Source organism: Ectobacillus soli (genome assembly GCF_042610425.1).
Lineage (GTDB): Bacteria > Bacillota > Bacilli > Bacillales > Bacillaceae_G > Ectobacillus.
The window spans coordinates 2,256,386-2,272,350 of record NZ_JBGJZM010000001.1; the positions used below are offsets into that span (position 1 = coordinate 2,256,386).

General features: G+C 38.7%; 12 protein-coding genes. 2 read left to right on the forward strand and 10 right to left on the reverse strand.

Annotated features, from left to right (window positions below; translation table 11 throughout):
• Positions 1 to 34: 34 nt before the first annotated feature.
• The 5 genes from aceB to ACAN53_RS11455 all read right to left on the reverse strand — a co-directional run bounded on the left by aceB (position 35) and on the right by ACAN53_RS11455 (position 6,595).
• Positions 35 to 1,624: a malate synthase A gene (gene aceB / locus ACAN53_RS11435; RefSeq protein ID WP_379970042.1), complete on the reverse strand. Its 1,590-nt coding sequence runs from the start codon at positions 1,622 to 1,624 to the stop codon at positions 35 to 37.
• Positions 1,625 to 1,796: 172 nt separating this feature from the next.
• Positions 1,797 to 3,056 (reverse strand): M48 family metallopeptidase, encoded by a 1,260-nt coding sequence (locus tag ACAN53_RS11440; protein ID WP_379970044.1) that lies wholly within the window; start codon positions 3,054 to 3,056, stop codon positions 1,797 to 1,799.
• Between the two features lie 134 nt (positions 3,057 to 3,190).
• Positions 3,191 to 4,717: a fatty acid--CoA ligase family protein gene (locus tag ACAN53_RS11445; protein ID WP_379970046.1), complete on the reverse strand. Its 1,527-nt coding sequence runs from the start codon at positions 4,715 to 4,717 to the stop codon at positions 3,191 to 3,193.
• A 147-nt stretch (positions 4,718 to 4,864) separates the two neighbouring features.
• Positions 4,865 to 5,851: a lipoate--protein ligase gene (locus tag ACAN53_RS11450; protein WP_379970048.1), complete on the reverse strand. Its 987-nt coding sequence runs from the start codon at positions 5,849 to 5,851 to the stop codon at positions 4,865 to 4,867.
• 9 nt (positions 5,852 to 5,860) lie between these two features.
• Positions 5,861 to 6,595, reverse strand: coding sequence for an MBL fold metallo-hydrolase (locus tag ACAN53_RS11455; protein WP_379970050.1), 735 nt, complete (start codon positions 6,593 to 6,595; stop codon positions 5,861 to 5,863).
• Between the two features lie 204 nt (positions 6,596 to 6,799).
• Here ACAN53_RS11455 and yhfH point away from each other — a divergent pair, with 204 nt between their 5' ends.
• Positions 6,800 to 6,931 (forward strand): protein YhfH, encoded by a 132-nt coding sequence (gene yhfH / locus ACAN53_RS11460; RefSeq protein ID WP_379970052.1) that lies wholly within the window; start codon positions 6,800 to 6,802, stop codon positions 6,929 to 6,931.
• Positions 6,932 to 7,044: 113 nt separating this feature from the next.
• On the opposite strand, the gene ACAN53_RS11465 is transcribed toward yhfH, so the two are convergent.
• From ACAN53_RS11465 to ACAN53_RS11480, 4 genes are all read right to left on the reverse strand, one after another.
• Positions 7,045 to 8,346, reverse strand: a complete 1,302-nt coding sequence (locus ACAN53_RS11465; protein ID WP_379970054.1) for an arsenic transporter — start codon at positions 8,344 to 8,346, stop codon at positions 7,045 to 7,047.
• A gap of 127 nt (positions 8,347 to 8,473) precedes the next feature.
• Positions 8,474 to 9,490, reverse strand: coding sequence for a LacI family DNA-binding transcriptional regulator (locus ACAN53_RS11470; RefSeq protein ID WP_379970056.1), 1,017 nt, complete (start codon positions 9,488 to 9,490; stop codon positions 8,474 to 8,476).
• Between the two features lie 201 nt (positions 9,491 to 9,691).
• On the reverse strand, positions 9,692 to 12,178 hold the full coding sequence (locus ACAN53_RS11475; protein ID WP_379970058.1) for a YhgE/Pip family protein: 2,487 nt from the start codon (positions 12,176 to 12,178) through the stop codon (positions 9,692 to 9,694).
• Between the two features lie 80 nt (positions 12,179 to 12,258).
• Positions 12,259 to 12,831: a TetR/AcrR family transcriptional regulator gene (locus ACAN53_RS11480; RefSeq protein ID WP_379970060.1), complete on the reverse strand. Its 573-nt coding sequence runs from the start codon at positions 12,829 to 12,831 to the stop codon at positions 12,259 to 12,261.
• Positions 12,832 to 13,039: 208 nt separating this feature from the next.
• Between ACAN53_RS11480 and ACAN53_RS11485 the strand changes: the two genes are divergently transcribed.
• Positions 13,040 to 14,479, forward strand: coding sequence for a cryptochrome/photolyase family protein (locus tag ACAN53_RS11485; RefSeq protein ID WP_379970062.1), 1,440 nt, complete (start codon positions 13,040 to 13,042; stop codon positions 14,477 to 14,479).
• Between the two features lie 66 nt (positions 14,480 to 14,545).
• Here the strand turns inward: ACAN53_RS11485 and hemY are convergent, their stop codons facing one another.
• A complete protein-coding gene (gene hemY / locus ACAN53_RS11490) occupies positions 14,546 to 15,964 on the reverse strand; it encodes a protoporphyrinogen oxidase (protein WP_379970064.1) in 1,419 nt (472 codons plus the stop codon).
• Between the last annotated feature and the right edge of the window lies 1 nt (position 15,965).

The following is a 15,965-nucleotide window of genomic DNA, read 5'->3' on the forward strand; positions in this document are numbered from 1 at the left end:
AAAATTTTATAAACCGTAAATCGTTATATACCCCTTATAACAATTCATACCCTGGTATCGTTAAAAATTCAGCAAATTCATTATTTTCGATTAATGAAGTAAATAGTTTAGCAGCCTCTTCAAATCTACCATTCTCAAATGCTGCATTTCCTACTTCAGCTTGAATTGCTTCCATTTCTTCCCCTTGAATGGTTGCAACCATATCTGTTGTAATCTTTGTTCCATCCGTAAACTTTCCTTCCGGATGACGAATCCATTGCCAAACCTGCGCACGTGAAATTTCTGCAGTTGCTGCATCTTCCATAAGATTATGGATGGGAGCGGCCCCTCTTCCGCTTAGCCATGATGCAATATATTGAATCCCTACATTAATATTTGTACGTAAGCCTTGCTCCGTAATCGTTCCCTTTGGTACTTCTACTAATTGTTCTTCGGTAACATTTACATCTTCACGTTTTCTATCAATCTGATTTGGCGTAAGCATTATACGGTCAAATACTTCCTTTGCTACTGGAACGAGTGCTGGATGTGCAACCCATGTTCCATCATGACCATCATTTGCTTCACGCTCTTTATCCGCACGAACCTTTGCAAATGCTTCTTCATTTGCCTCTGGATCATTTTTAACCGGTATTTGTGCTGCCATTCCCCCAATAGCAGGAGCATTCCGGCGATGACAAGTTTGAATAACGCGTAAACAATAGGCACGCATAAATGGTGACGTCATGGTTACCTGTGAACGATCTGGAATCAGAACGTCAGGACGATTTACAAATGTTTTGATATAGCTGAAAATATAATCCCAACGACCGCAATTTAATCCAGCGGAATGATCACGTAATTCATACAGAATTTCATCTACTTCAAAAGCTGCATGGATGGTTTCTAACAATACCGTTGCTTTAATACTCCCATAAGGAATTCCAATATATTCCTCAGCGAATGTAAATACATCATTCCATAATCTTGCTTCTAAATAACCTTGTAATTTCGGTAAGTAAAAGTATGGACCGCTTCCTTTTGCAAGCAATGTCTTTGCGTTATGAAAGAGGAACAGAGCAAAGTCAAACAAACCCCCTGATACTTCTTCCTCGTTAATATGAACATGCTTTTCATTTAGATGCCAGCCTCGCGGTCTAACCAAAAGCACCGCTACTTTTTCATTTAGCTTATATTCTTTCCCATTTGGATTGGTAAAGGAAATTGTGCCATTAACTGCATCATGCAAGTTGATTTGGCCTTCAATATTATTTTCCCATTTCGGAGAGTTTGCATCTTCGAAATCTGCCATAAAAACACTTGCACCGGAGTTTAACGCATTAATTACCATTTTCCGATCAACAGGTCCCGTAATTTCTACACGTCGGTCTTGCAAATCGGCAGGAATAGGAGCAATACTCCATTCACTGTTGCGTATACGTTCGGTTTCAGGCAAAAACCGAAGTGCTTCCCCGTTATTGATTCGTTCTTGCTTTTCTTTACGCGCTAGAAGCAGATCCTTTCGGCGCGGATTAAAGCGTTCATGTAAAGCTCTAACAAAAGAAAGTGCTTCAGGTGTTAGGATTTCTGAAAATTCAGATGTAATAGATCCAGAAATCGAAACGCCAGACGTTTCTACTACCATAGTATTCTCTCCTCCACTTCCAACTGTTTTATAACACATTTGATATTACTTTTTTATTATATAACAACTTTCACAGAAAGAAAGGCTTTTTTCTGAATTTTTTAACAAAAGAAATCTACATTTTTTTACAAGCTTTGACAAAAAAATAAAAACAGCGCAAAATGCACTGTTTTTATTTTTTTTCTTCGTATTTTTCTAAATATTGGATTCTCTCTAAAATCGTTGGATGTGTATACAGAAAGAACTTCACTAACGGAGGTGGATTGACTTGACTTAAGCTCGTTTTCGATAAATCTTGGAATGTGTCAACAGCTGCTACAGAGTCATGCGTCATCTCCATCGCATAGCTATCGGCTGCTCTCTCCTCTATTCGCGAAACATAATTTGTTGCTGGACTAACTGCAAATGACAGGACAGACGAAATGAGAAAGAAAAGCGGAAGTATGGACAAACTACTTAATGACGGGATATGTAGGATGTGTTTCCATTTTCTTATACTGAAGGAGAGAATATGTTTCAGTACAAACAAGCCTATAAATGACAGAACAATAGATCCTGCGACTCCTAAGTAGATGTGCTTTTTCACGTAATGGGCCATTTCATGTGCCATAATAAACAGGATTTCATTATCGTTTAATTTCTTTAACGTCGTATCCCATAAAACAATCCGTGAATTGCCGCCAATTCCTGTCACATACGCATTCAAAGAGTTTGTTTTCTTAGACATATTCACTTCGTATACATGACTTGCAGGAATGTCTGCTTTCGCAGCCATCGTTAAAATTTTCTGCTCTAACTCTTTATTCTGCAGAGGCGTAAATGTATTATAAAGCGGATCAATAAAGACAGGCTGAATAAATGTTAGAAAAATCGTAAAGGGAATCGAGAGCGCCCATGCATATAGCCACCAACGCTTTTCGCTTTTTTTGATAAGCCAAAGAATAACGTTGATTACAACAAACATAAGAGCAAAGTTAATCCAAAAATCGATAACTTGATCCTTTATCCAGCTAGTCATTGACTGCGTTGCGATATGATACGATTTTGATACCTCATAGCCGACCACTTTCAACGGAAGAGCTAGCAATGTAGTCAAAAGAGAAAGCTGAAAATAATAAAGAAACGTTTGCAAAACTGTGATTTTCGTTGCTTGCTTTGCCCATGTTTCAAATCGTTTTGAGATTCCAAAGATGAGAATAAACAATAAAAACATCCATTCTAAAGGAGTAGATAAAAAATATAATACATATTTAATACGCGAATATTCCTGACTAAGCAAAAGCTCCCTTGCATTCATGAATGTTGCTGGATCAGCACTCGTTCCTTTTAATGCAGTAGGAATCATACCATTCGTTGCATAGAATAAATACCAATAGATAAAAAGAGCAAATAATACATACGCAAACAGTGACCAACGCACTATTTTTTTCATGTCTTACCTCCTTGATGTCCAGCCGATACTGTACTACTATTGTAAGTCCCTGTCCATCATAATAGAACAAAATGCTAAAAAATGAAAAAACTATCAGAAGAATCCATCCTCTGATAGCTTTACCTTCCCATACTTTATTTATTATGTGACAACGATTCTCGAAGAGCACGACGTAATATCTTACCAGTCGTATTTTTGGGGAGCTCATCTAAAAATGCAATAGCAGATGGTACCTTATATTTAGCAAGATGAGCGTTGCAGTAATGAATCAGTTCTTCTTTACTGACTGAATCTTCATTCATTACAACGTATGCTTTTACTGCTTCTCCAAAGCTTTCATCTGGTACACCAACCACAATAGCCTCAGCTACCGCTTTATGCTTATACAATACTTCTTCAATTTCCCGCGGATATACATTATATCCTCCGACTAGAATTAAATCCTTTTTACGATCTACGATATAAAAGTACCCTTCTTCATCCATTCTCGCAAGATCTCCCGTATACAGCCAACCTTCGCGTATAGTTGCTGCTGTTTCTTCCGGCATTTTATAATAACCTTTCATCACATTAGGACCTCGGACGATTAGTTCTCCTACCTCCCCAATTCCTACTTCCTCTCCTAATTCATTGACGACCTTATTTTCCACATTCCAAATGCTTCTGCCAATGGATCCCGCTTTACGAGGTTGATCAAGCGGATTAAAGCAAGTAACCGGAGACGCTTCTGATAGACCATACCCTTCTGAAATACGAACATGAAAAGCCTTCTCGAAATTTTCCAGAAGTGCAACCGGCAAAGACGCTCCTCCTGATATGCAAAGACGCATATTATGAAAATCAACAGTGTGACCATTACGAGTTTGATATAAAAAGTTATACATCGTCGGTACACCTGCAAATACTGTAGCATCATATTTACTCGCCACGCGAAATACTTCTTTCGGACTAAACTTTGGCAGGATAAGAATAGTACTACCGCTGACAATTGGGGCATTCACCACAACCGTTAAGCAAAAAACGTGAAACATTGGAAGAGTAGCAATCAATTTATCCTGTTCAGTAAATTGCAAATACGAACCGATATCACGAGCATTACTATACAGATTATTGTGAGTCAGCATAGCACCTTTTGGCTTTCCAGTTGTGCCCGATGTATACAAAATAACAGCTGGATCATCAGCTTGAATATCTGGCTTATCTACTAGAAGATTTCCCTTTTCTATCACATTTGTAAACGTTTTCATTTTTTCGTTAAATGGTGTTATTAATGGCGTACATACAATAATATGTTCCAGTTCAGGCAATTGGTGCTCTAATCCTTGGAGAACAGGCAACAGTTGCTCCATAGAAATAATTGCTTTTACATCTCCATTTTGCAAAATATACTGAAGCTCGTCTATTGTATACGTAGGATTAATCGGAACAACGGTAGCGCCTGCACGTATTGCACCATAGAATCCAATAATAAAATATGGGGAGTTTCCAACAAGCAAAGCTATATGATCACCTTTACGTATGCCAAGATGATACAATCCACTCGCAAATTTTGTCACTGCATCGTGTAAATCAAAATAAGATGTTTCCTTATCATCAAATATGAACGCCGTTTTGCTTCCTTTTTCTCTCGCTGTTTTCTCTAGAGAATAAACAAGATTCACGAAAAAGCCCCCTCTTTCATAAATTTTACCATTAATTACATTTTTATTATAATCTATAAGAAAATAAACAAGCAAGCTATATTCATAGAAGAAAAAAAGAGACCGCTATGCAAGTAGTTTACATAACGGTCTCTTTTTACTATTCATTTAAAAGAAAAGTGTTAGAAACTCTTCTGTTGTAAGACTACCAAAATACTCTTTTACATGAATATTGTGTAGTGCCTGTGCAAAGCTTTCCTTATCAAATTTACTACCGACAAGGGCGGCTTCAATATCTTGTACATCCTCAACGCCAAAGAAATCACCATAGATTTTACACATTTCTACGATTCCCTTATTCACTTCTAAGCGTACATCAATTTGCCCGACCTTAAAACGATGAGAATGCTTTAAATTAAACTTTGGTGATTTTCCATAGTTCCAATCCCAGTTTCGATAGCGTTCTTCCGATAGCTTATGTATAGCAGACCAATCTTCTTCTGTAAGCTCATAGGTTGGCACTTCTTTGCCATCAAAAATCGATTGCAGTAACAATTGTTTGAACTGTTCAACTGTTAGATTCTGGTCCAATAATTCACGAATATTGGCTACTCGTTGACGAATGGATTTAATTCCTTTGGAATGAATTTTATCCATTTTCACATTAAGAGCCCCTACTACATCCTCCATATGAGAATCAAACAATAGGGTACCATGGCTGAACATTCTTCCTCTTGTAGAGAACTGCGCATTTCCCGATATTTTTCGTCCATCAGCTAAAATATCATTGCGACCACTTAATTCAGCATGCACGCCAAGAATACGGAGGGCCTCAATTACTGGTTCCGTGAACTTCTTAAAGTTATGAAAACTTTCTCCATCATCTTTCGTAATAAAACTAAAGTTTAAATTTCCAAGATCATGATAGACGGCCCCACCACCAGACAAGCGTCGGACAACATGAATGCCATGATCCTTTACGTAATCTGCATTAATTTCTTCGGCTGTATTTTGATTTTTACCAATAATAATAGACGGCTCGTTAATATAAAACAGTAAATACGTTTCGTTTATGTCTAGATTCTTCAAACAATACTCTTCGATTGCTAAATTAATGGTCGGGTCTGTAATTCCTTTATTGTCTATAAAACGCATTTCTTCACCTCATTTAATCCAAGTATATCCGCCGTGTGCTAACACGGTAGGACCATCAAACATTTGACTCGCTTCTTTTACTAAATCAGATAGATCTCCAACATGAGGAAGATGTGTAAGAAGTAACGTATGAACACCTGCTTCCTTGGCAATCATTCCTGCTTCTGTACTATTTAAATGACCTGCTTTACTTCCATCCTGGCTGGCATACATATTACATTCGCAAATAAAAAGCTGTGCTCCGCTTGTAAATGGAATGAGCTCAGGGAAAAAGCTCGTATCTGCAGTATAGACTACTGTATCCTCTCCTGCTTCGATACGCATCGCAAAACAAGGAGCAGGATGGATTGTTTTTCTAAAGGTAATCGAAAAAGGTCCAATTTGCAACGATTCTGCTGGGTTATATGCTATCCCTTTCGTATACACCTCATGTGTTAACGATTGAAATCCTTTTTCATCCACTGTATGACCATAAATAGGTAACTCCTTCATTGCCGTACCTGTTACAGATTGAATCAGACGTGCGTATTGCAATACTCCGATATCTGCTACATGATCGTGATGATAATGAGACAGAAGCACTGCATCTAAATCCTTTACATCTATGTATGATTGTAGTTGGGATAAGACGCCGCTTCCACAATCAATTAACAACTGAAATCCTTCATGTTCAAATAAATAGCCGGATGTCGCACCACCTGCTTCTGGATATCCGCCCCAAAATCCTACTACCGTTACTTTCATTCGTCGTCATCCTTTCTGTTAACAGTTTTCTCATATCCCCTTAACTATAATCGATTTTTTCGTAAGTTTCACTTTTTCTTCACATTTGTTATAAAACAGTTGTTGACTTATACCTATTGTACTACTACAATAGGTATTACAGACAAAGAATATTTAAAAAGTAGTTGATTACTAGACCAAACAACGGAAGGGAAGAAAACAATCATGCTACAAAGCCCAATGGAATTTTTCAGAACGTTACCTGCGAAAAAATGCGAAGAATGTGGAAAAGAAATTAACGAGCAAGCAGAAGCATACCATAACCATTGCGAAGATTGTAATCATAAGGAAGCTTAATACGTTATCTATTCCATCTCACATAATTTTAGAAAATCAGATTATTTTTAAATATATGAAGCTCCCTAAACAGGGAGCTTTTTTCTGTACCATTATCTGTACTAATCTAATTATTAATGAATGTATCCTAACCAAACATATAAACCGACTAATGTAAGAAACAGGGTCGGGATTGTAAGTATGATACCTACTTTACTATAATACACCCACGAAATTTTGATTCCCCTCGTTTTTAATACGTGAAGCCAAAGAAGAGTGGCAAGTGATCCAATTGGTGTCATTTTCGGTCCTAAATCAGAGCCAATCACATTTGCATAAGCAAGAGCCTCTCGTACCAAATAGGTTGTATGTGTGTCAGTAATTGCTAACGAATCAATCATGACTGTAGGAAGATTATTCATCACAGAGGAAAGGAATGCTGCTATAAAACCCATACCAATAGTAGCTGCAAATAGTCCATGATTGGCTGTCCCTTGAATGATAGTGGCTAATACACTTGTTAATCCTACATTTTTAAGTCCGTACACGACTACATACATACCGATAGAGAAAAACACAATTGCCCACGGTGCTCCTTTTAACACTTTCTTTGTTTCAATGGCAGAACTCTTGCGCGCAATTAGTAAGAAAAGAATGGCAACCGTCCCTGCAATAGAGGAAACGGGAAGATGAAGATATCCACTACTGTAATAACCGAAAAATAGCATGGTAAGAACGGCCCATGATAAACGAAATAGCGTGCGATCTTTGAGCGCTTCTTCAGGCTTTTTTAATTGACTACTGTCATAACGTTTCGGAATACTTTTGTGAAAGAATACGTATAGAAATAATAGAGAGGCTCCAAAGCTACATAGAGTAGGCACCACCATGTGCGATGCATAGGTAGCAAAATCAATATGATGATAATCTGCAGAAACAATATTCACCAAATTACTTACTACTAACGGTAGAGATGTTGTATCTGAAATAAATCCCGATGCCAGAATAAAGGGCAAAATCATTTTATCTGAAAAATGCAGCGCACGCACCATGGCTAATACGATAGGTGTTAAAATAAGTGCCGCACCATCATTCGCAAAAATAGCTGCAACAATTGCTCCTAAAATTGTGACAAGGAAAAACATAGAGTATCCATTTCCTTTTGCAAAACGAGCCATATGTAAAGCTGCCCATTCAAAGAAACCAATTTCATCAAGAATAAGCGATATGATAATAAGTGCTACAAAGGTTAACGTAGCATTCCATACAATTGCTGTTACTTGAAGCACATCTTGAATAGATACCACTCCAGCTACAAGTGCTACTACTGCTCCTCCACAAGCAGACCAACCAATTGACAACCCCTTCGGCTGCCATATAACAAAAACTAGTGTCACTAAAAAAATAAGAATAGCAGACGTAACCAATGTACACATTCCTTTCTTCCCTATCCTACATACAAAATTCTAATAGCCAAAAACAGTTCCATTATATAACTGAAACATTATATAAGCAAAACTGTTCAACAGGTAGAAAACAAATAAAAACCTAGCAGATAGACTGCTAGGCTAATCGAACCATCGTATTTGAAATTGAGGATTCTTTCACAAGAAGCTCAAGATTAAATTCATATACTTCCTTTTTTCGATAAGTTCGAGTATGAATTTTTTCTATCATAAGTTTCATTACTTTACTTGCCATTTTATCTACTGGCTGACTAACTGTCGTAATAGTTGGATTCATAATTTCTGATAGAATTTGATTATCAAATCCTACAATAGCGAGTTGATCTGGAATACTCCATTTACTTCGCTTTGCCTCCGAGATAATGCCTGCCGCAACTTCATCTCCGCCTGCAAAAACCGCTGTAGGAGGCTTTTTCATCTTTAAAATAGTGTGAAAGACATTTTTTCCGTCTTCAATGTCGTAAGCGTTATGAAGAAAATCAACTGCATCCACTTGACTTTGGTACTCAGATATAGCTTGTACAAAGCCATCTTTACGCTGCTGTACAACCATACTTCCTTCGCTACCACTACAAAATAATAAACGACGATGTCCTTGTTCAAGCAAATGTTTTGTGGCTATGTAAGCCCCTTCTTTTTGATTAAATGTAACAGTAGGAATCTTTGCTTCTTCCGCATATTCGTTGCATAAAACAATGGGACCATGTTCTAAATAAGGCTCTACCTGCTCCCACTTGTTTTGTAAAGAACATAAAATAATTCCGTCTACTTGCTTAGAAGAAAGAAGCTGTAAATATTCCATTTCTTTTTCTGGCAAATATCTTGTTTGGCAAATAATGAGCTTATATTTATATTCTGAAGCTTCAATTTCAAGTGATTCTATTAATTTACTAAAAAAGGGATCTGTTACCCGAGGAACTAACACTGCAATCGTTTCCGTTTTCTGATTTCGCAATCTTCTAGCAGCAGAATTCGGTACAAAGCCAAGCGTGTTCATTGCAACGATTACCCTTTTCTTTTTGTCCTCAGATACATATGGATGGTCATTTATGACTCGTGATACCGTTGTCCGAGATAACCCGGCCAATTTTGCCACGTCTTCAATTGTTGACACCAATCTCTCCCCCTCACATGCTGAAAGCGCTTACCATTTTAAAATTATATAGCAATCTATTTTAAATTTCAATAGCATATCCTATTTTTCTATATGTGTTAAGCTAATAATCAAATACAGTGGAATTAAATAAGAAATCAACTTGAATATACAAGAAAAGAACTTCTAAAGGTAAATCTTTAGAAGTTCTTTTTCATATTATTATTTTTCTTCTGTTAATCTAGTAAACTGACGCTTGTGAACAAGGGATAAGGTTGCAATGGTTCCTGCTGCAAACACTACGATATATAGCATAAGGATACCGATATTTTGCCACATGAAACTATAATCTCCGCTAGAAATCGCTGCTTTAAATCCAAACACACTATAAGTCATTGGCAACCAAGCATTAAATGGTTGTAAGCCGCTTGGGAGTAATTCAAGCGGGAAGGTTCCAGCACTCGTTGTAAGTTGAAAAATCAAAATGATAATCGCTAGGAAGCGACCTGCATTGCTAAGAGCCGTTACGAAAAATTGGACAAGTGCTAGGAACGTAAGGCTCGTGATCAAACTTACTAACATAAAATACGGAATACTTTGTACATGAATTTGTAATCCTGCCAGCATAATAACATCTGCGATAAGAGCTTGTAGAATACCTACTCCTAGTAATATACCAAACTTACTAATAAACCAGCTGAATCCTGTTTTTGGTATGCCAACTGTTTCACGCATTGGGAACACAATACTGATAAGGAGTGCTCCTACAAACAAACCAAGTGATAAGAAATATGGTGCAAATCCTGTTCCGTAGTTTGGAACTTCTGCAATTTTCTCTGTTTTTACTTCTACAGGGTCTGCGAACATTTGGTATTTCGCTTGATCACCTTTCACACTACCTGTTTCTTTTGCAGCATCGCCTAGCTTTGTGCTAAGTTCACCGCTACCGTCACTCGCTTTTGTTAAACCATCAGTAATTTTAGAAGAACCATCTGCCAACAACGGCGCTCCGTCTTTAACTTCGCCAAGTTTTCCTGTTAACTGGTTAAGTCCATCTGCTAATTGGTTGGAACCATTTGCTAATAACGGGGCTCCGTCCTTCAAAGTACCAAGTTTTTCAGTTAATTGACCTGAACCTGCTGCTAACTGACTTGCTCCTGAATTCACTTGACTAAGTCCTGCTGCCAGTTGGCTTGAGCCTGTTGCTAATAACGGGGCTCCGTCTTTTAATTCACCGAGTTTACCAGTTAACTGTGCTGATCCACTAGCCAATTGGTTTGCTCCGGACGTTACCCCACCAAGCCCGGTAGTAAGTTGGCTCGCTCCGTCTGCTAATAGCGGGGCCCCATCTTTTAATGTTCCAAGTCCTGCTGTTAATTGATCAGCTCCTGCTGTAAGAGAAGACGCTCCTTGACTAATTTCACCAGCCTTTTCAGCTAATACACTTGTGCCGTCTGCCACTTGCTTTGTACCAGCAACAACTTGATTATTACCATCAATTGCTTGCTGCATCGCCGCTTTTAACTGACTCTTATATGGCTCTGGAAGTGTATCTAACTGTTGATTGATTTGCGTTAGGCCTGCGCTGACTTGTTTTGCTCCGTCAGATGCTGTTTTTGCCCCGCTACTAGCTTGCTCAGCACCCGTTTTCCACTGGGATGCTCCGCTTGCAAGAGAAGAGGCTCCGCTGCTAATGCTCTGCGCGCCTGCATACAGCTTCGGTGCATTCATATTTAATTCGTTTAATTTAGATGTTAATTGCAAAGATCCATCATATAGTTTAGATGCTCCGCCGCTTAATTCACCCAATTTATTTGTAATTTGTTGTGAGCCTGCATATAACTGCGGTACTCCTGAACTTACAGTGCTAAGGTTACTCGATAATTGCTGAGAGCCCGTTAATAGCTGTGATGCTCCTCTACCTAGTTCCCCCAACTTATCTGTAATCGTTTGTGATCCTCCGTATAATAACGGTGCTCCGCTACTCACTTCGCCTAGCTTACTCGATAATTGCTGTGAGCCTGTCAATAACTGAGCTGATCCACTATAGAGAACCGGCGCTCCGTTACTTAATTCTCTTAGTTTGTCAGTTAACTGTTTCGATCCATCTGATAGCTGTGTGGATCCATCGTGTAATTGACCAGCTCCGTTTGCAGCATCATTAAGTCCATTAGAAACCTTCTGAATGCTAGCAAACATTTTTTCTGCATACGTTTCAGATAATGTATTTGCTACTTTTTCTTTAATCTTTTCAACCGCTGATCCTCCAATTTGTGAGGATAGGAAGTTAATACTCTCATTTGGAACATATTCCAGTTGAAGTTTTTCCGGATGATCTTTAAGCAGTGTAGTCGCATTTTCTGAAAAATTAGTTGGAACACGAATCATCATATAATATTTACGACTATTCAATCCGTCCGTAGCCGTTTTTTCATCAACAAATTCCCATTTAAAATTTGTATCCTTCTTCAGATTATTGATGAATTCATCCCCAACATGTAGCGGCTCCCCATCATTTACGGCACCTTTGTCTAAGTTTACCACTGCTACTGGAAGATCCTGCAAATGACTATATGGATCCCAAAACGCCCATAGGAACATCCCAGCATATAGTACAGGAACAAATAGTACAGCAATGATAGGAATTAGTAATTTCTTGTTCTGAAAAATGGCTAAGAATTCTTTTCCTAACAACGTGAATCCTCTCATCGTTTGTGTCTCCTCCTATCTAAAAAAACAATTGACCACTTCGTTCATATAGTCATTTTTGTCGTAAAAAGAAGGACCATCTATTTTGACAATCCCTTTAGCAAATATTGCTCGAATAACTGAGCAATATGCTCCTTTTCTAATGGCTCATGAGTCTTTTCCCAATCAAATATAAGAGAGATGTAGAGACGAACCATGATAAACGCAGTAATCTCCGTTTCACATTCCTGAATCTCGCCCTTTTCAATCGCTTTCTCCAACTTCGTTTTAATAAATGTAATCATTTCTTCATCGAGTTGTCGCATTACATCTTGAACTTCTGGAGTCCCTATATCCTTTTCTTCTTGAACAAGCTTAATCATAAGTTGATGTTGTTTACGAAATTCAAGAATACTATAAATTGCGCGATGAGCGTTCTCAAAGAATGGTTTCTTCGGTTCAATTGCTTCATTTGCAACCTTCTTCATTTCTTCAATAAGACGAGAAATAATTTCTCCAAAAAGTTCCTCCTTATTTCGAAAAAAAGTATAAATCGTCCCTTTTCCTACATTTGCTAATCTAGCGACTTGCTCCATAGTCGTCGCTTTATAGCCAAAGGATGCGAACGATCTTGCAGCTGCTTCCAAGATGGATCGTTTTCGATCTATCGCCATCTTCCTGCCTCCTAAAATGACCAGATGAACAAATCAGTCAATCAGTATGTTTTGAATGTTATCATAACATTATAAAAAGCGCAAGAACTATGTACTATCTTTTATTTCGGATTCGTTTTCATTTCTCTGACATCCAACTATTGCTATACTTATTACAAATAAGCTGTACAAAATTCATACATACTAAGCAATAAGGAGATGATCTCTAATGACAGATACACGAATTCTTGTATGGCTTCGTAAGGATTTTCGTTTATATGACAATCCAGCCTTGCTCTTTGCTGCCAAGGAAGGTAAAATATTGCCCCTATATATTTATGATGAACAATATGAAGGGAGCTGGCCGCTTGGATCGGCTTCCAAATGGTGGCTTCATCATGCCCTAGTAGATATGAAGGCACAATTAGAAAAGCGACATATCCCCTTTGTTATTCGTACAGGCAACGTGCAATCGCAGCTTCTCGAACTTGTGAAAGAAACAAATGCATCTGCTGTTTATTTTAATCGACGCTATGAACCTGATGTGCTCACTCATGATAAAGAACTTATCAATATGCTACATCAGCAAGGAATCATATGCAAAACGTTTGAATCTCATATTCTTCTTGATCCAGATACAATTACAAAACCGAACGGAGATCCGTACAAAGTATTTACTCCCTTTTATAAAGCATTGCAAAAACAAACTGTACCTTTTCCTGTTAAACGATTGGACGATGCAAGTGTCATGGAAGGAACATTTGAAAGTGTAGCAATTTCAGACTTACATCTCCTGCCTGCCGTTCATTGGATGAAGGAAATAGAGAGAATATGGATACCTACAGAAGAAGGAGCTTACAAAACGCTAAACCAATTCTTAGCAAAGCGGCTTGGACATTATCAAGACGGACGTGACTTTCCAGCCATAGCTATGCATTCATCATTAGCTCCCTATTATGCATTCGGGCAGCTTTCTCCTCGTCTTGTATACTATTATATAAAGCGAAAGCTTTCCCCAAGCATAGGGGTACAAGGGGAAAGCTATTTGCGGCAGCTTGTATGGCGGGAATTTGCATACCATCTTCTGCTCCACTTTCCGCATACAACAAAGGAGCCTTTGCTACCCGCTTTTCAACATTTCCCTTGGAAAGAAGATGATGCCCTGTTTCAGGCTTGGACAAAGGGACGAACCGGATATCCATTTGTCGATGCGGGGATGCGTGAGCTATGGAATACCGGTTTTATGCACAACCGCGTTCGTATGGTTGTTGCTTCATTTTTAGTCAAGCATCTACTTATCCCCTGGCAGCGGGGCGCGGCTTGGTTTTGGGATACACTGTTAGATGCAGACCTTGCCAATAACACAATGGGATGGCAATGGGTAGCGGGAAGCGGCGCAGATGCTGCCCCGTATTTTCGAATATTCAACCCGATTACACAAGGGGAAAAATTTGATACGGATGGTGAATATGTACGGCGCTGGATTCCTGAACTAAAGGATCTTCCGAATAAATATATACATAGGCCGTGGGAAGCAAATAATGACGTATTACAAAGTGCTAAGATCACACTTGGCGTTACGTATCCGTATCCAATTGTGAATCACGTCGTGGCACGCAAGCAAGCACTTTCAGCTTATGAGGAGATGAAAGCAAAAGTATCGAAATAACTACTTAATCAGAACCCGAAAATAAAGACATCCACAGAGACGGTTTTCTCTGTGGATGTTGGTCTTCTAGCGTGTTTCCATTAGTTTTTGTATACTCGTAACGTACGTTAACACATGCCGAACTGCTGCTTCCCCTTGATCAATACAATCAGGTAAGCCTGCTCCTCGGTATGAGCTCCCTGCGACATAAACCCCTGGTAGTTCTTTCTCCATGAAGGAGGTAATGAATTCCATACGTTCCTTGTGTCCAACAGTATATTGTGGCATCGCTTCTCGCCAACGTGACACAATGGAAAATTCAGGATCCATATCTATTTCCATTGTTTTCTTTAGATCTTCCATGACAATACTGATGATCTCTTCATCAGATTTCTCAACAATCTCTTCATCACCAGGTCTCCCTACATAGCAGCGAAGCAGTACCTTTCCTTTTGGCGTCGTATGCGGCCACTTTTTGTGAGTCCATGTACACGCTGTAATTTTAAAATCGCTATTCCTTGAGACAACAAAACCCGTTCCTTGAATATCACGAGTAATCGCTTTTTCTGGGAAAGCCAATGCTACATTTGCTACGGTAGTGGAAGGAATTGAATGAAGAAATTGAAACTCGTCGTATTGCTGGAATAGATTGGCGAGTGACTGATGCGGCGCTGCTACGATGACGGATACAGCTTCGATTGTTTTTCCATTACTAAGATACAAAAGGTAGCCGTCTTCCTTTTTCTCGATTCGTTCCACACGTGTACTTGTTAACAATGTTCCTTCTTCGAGCCGTTCTTCCACATGCTCTACAAGTGATTGTAAACCTGTGCGCACTGTTTGGAAAATTCCTTTCGGATTCGCTGTTTTACGTGTTGGCGGAGCTAGTGTTTTCATCCCAAGTACAATGCTTCGATATTTTTGCTCGACCTGATAGAACTGAGGGAACGTTGCCATCAAGCTCATCTCATCTATATCTCCTGCATAAATGCCAGAAAGAAGAGGTTCAATTAAATTTTCTACCACTTGATTTCCAAGCCTTCTACGGAAAAAATGGCCAAGCGATTGATCTTCCATAGCCTTAGAAGTAGGCAAAATAAAATCGAATCCTGCTCTTATTTTTCCAAGAGGAGAGAACATTCCAGAAAATAGAAAAGGTTTAATTTGCGTCGGTATGCCCATCATACTGCCTTGTGGAATGCTATGAAGTTTTCCGTTCACTAATACGTAAGATTTCCCCGTTGCATTGTTAACGAGTTCATCTTCTAATCCGACTTCTTTAGCCAAACGGCTAGCACTTGTCTTACGTTCTAAAAACGAGTCTGGTCCTCTTTCAATAACAAAGCCATCCTTTTGCAACGTTTTTATTTTTCCGCCAATTGTACCGGTAGCTTCGATGAGCAAGGTTTGCAAAGGTAAATTTTGCTCACGGATTTCTTTTTGTAAATAGTAAGTGGCTGTAAGTCCAGCAATACCAGCGCCGATAATAACAATCCGTTGTTCCATA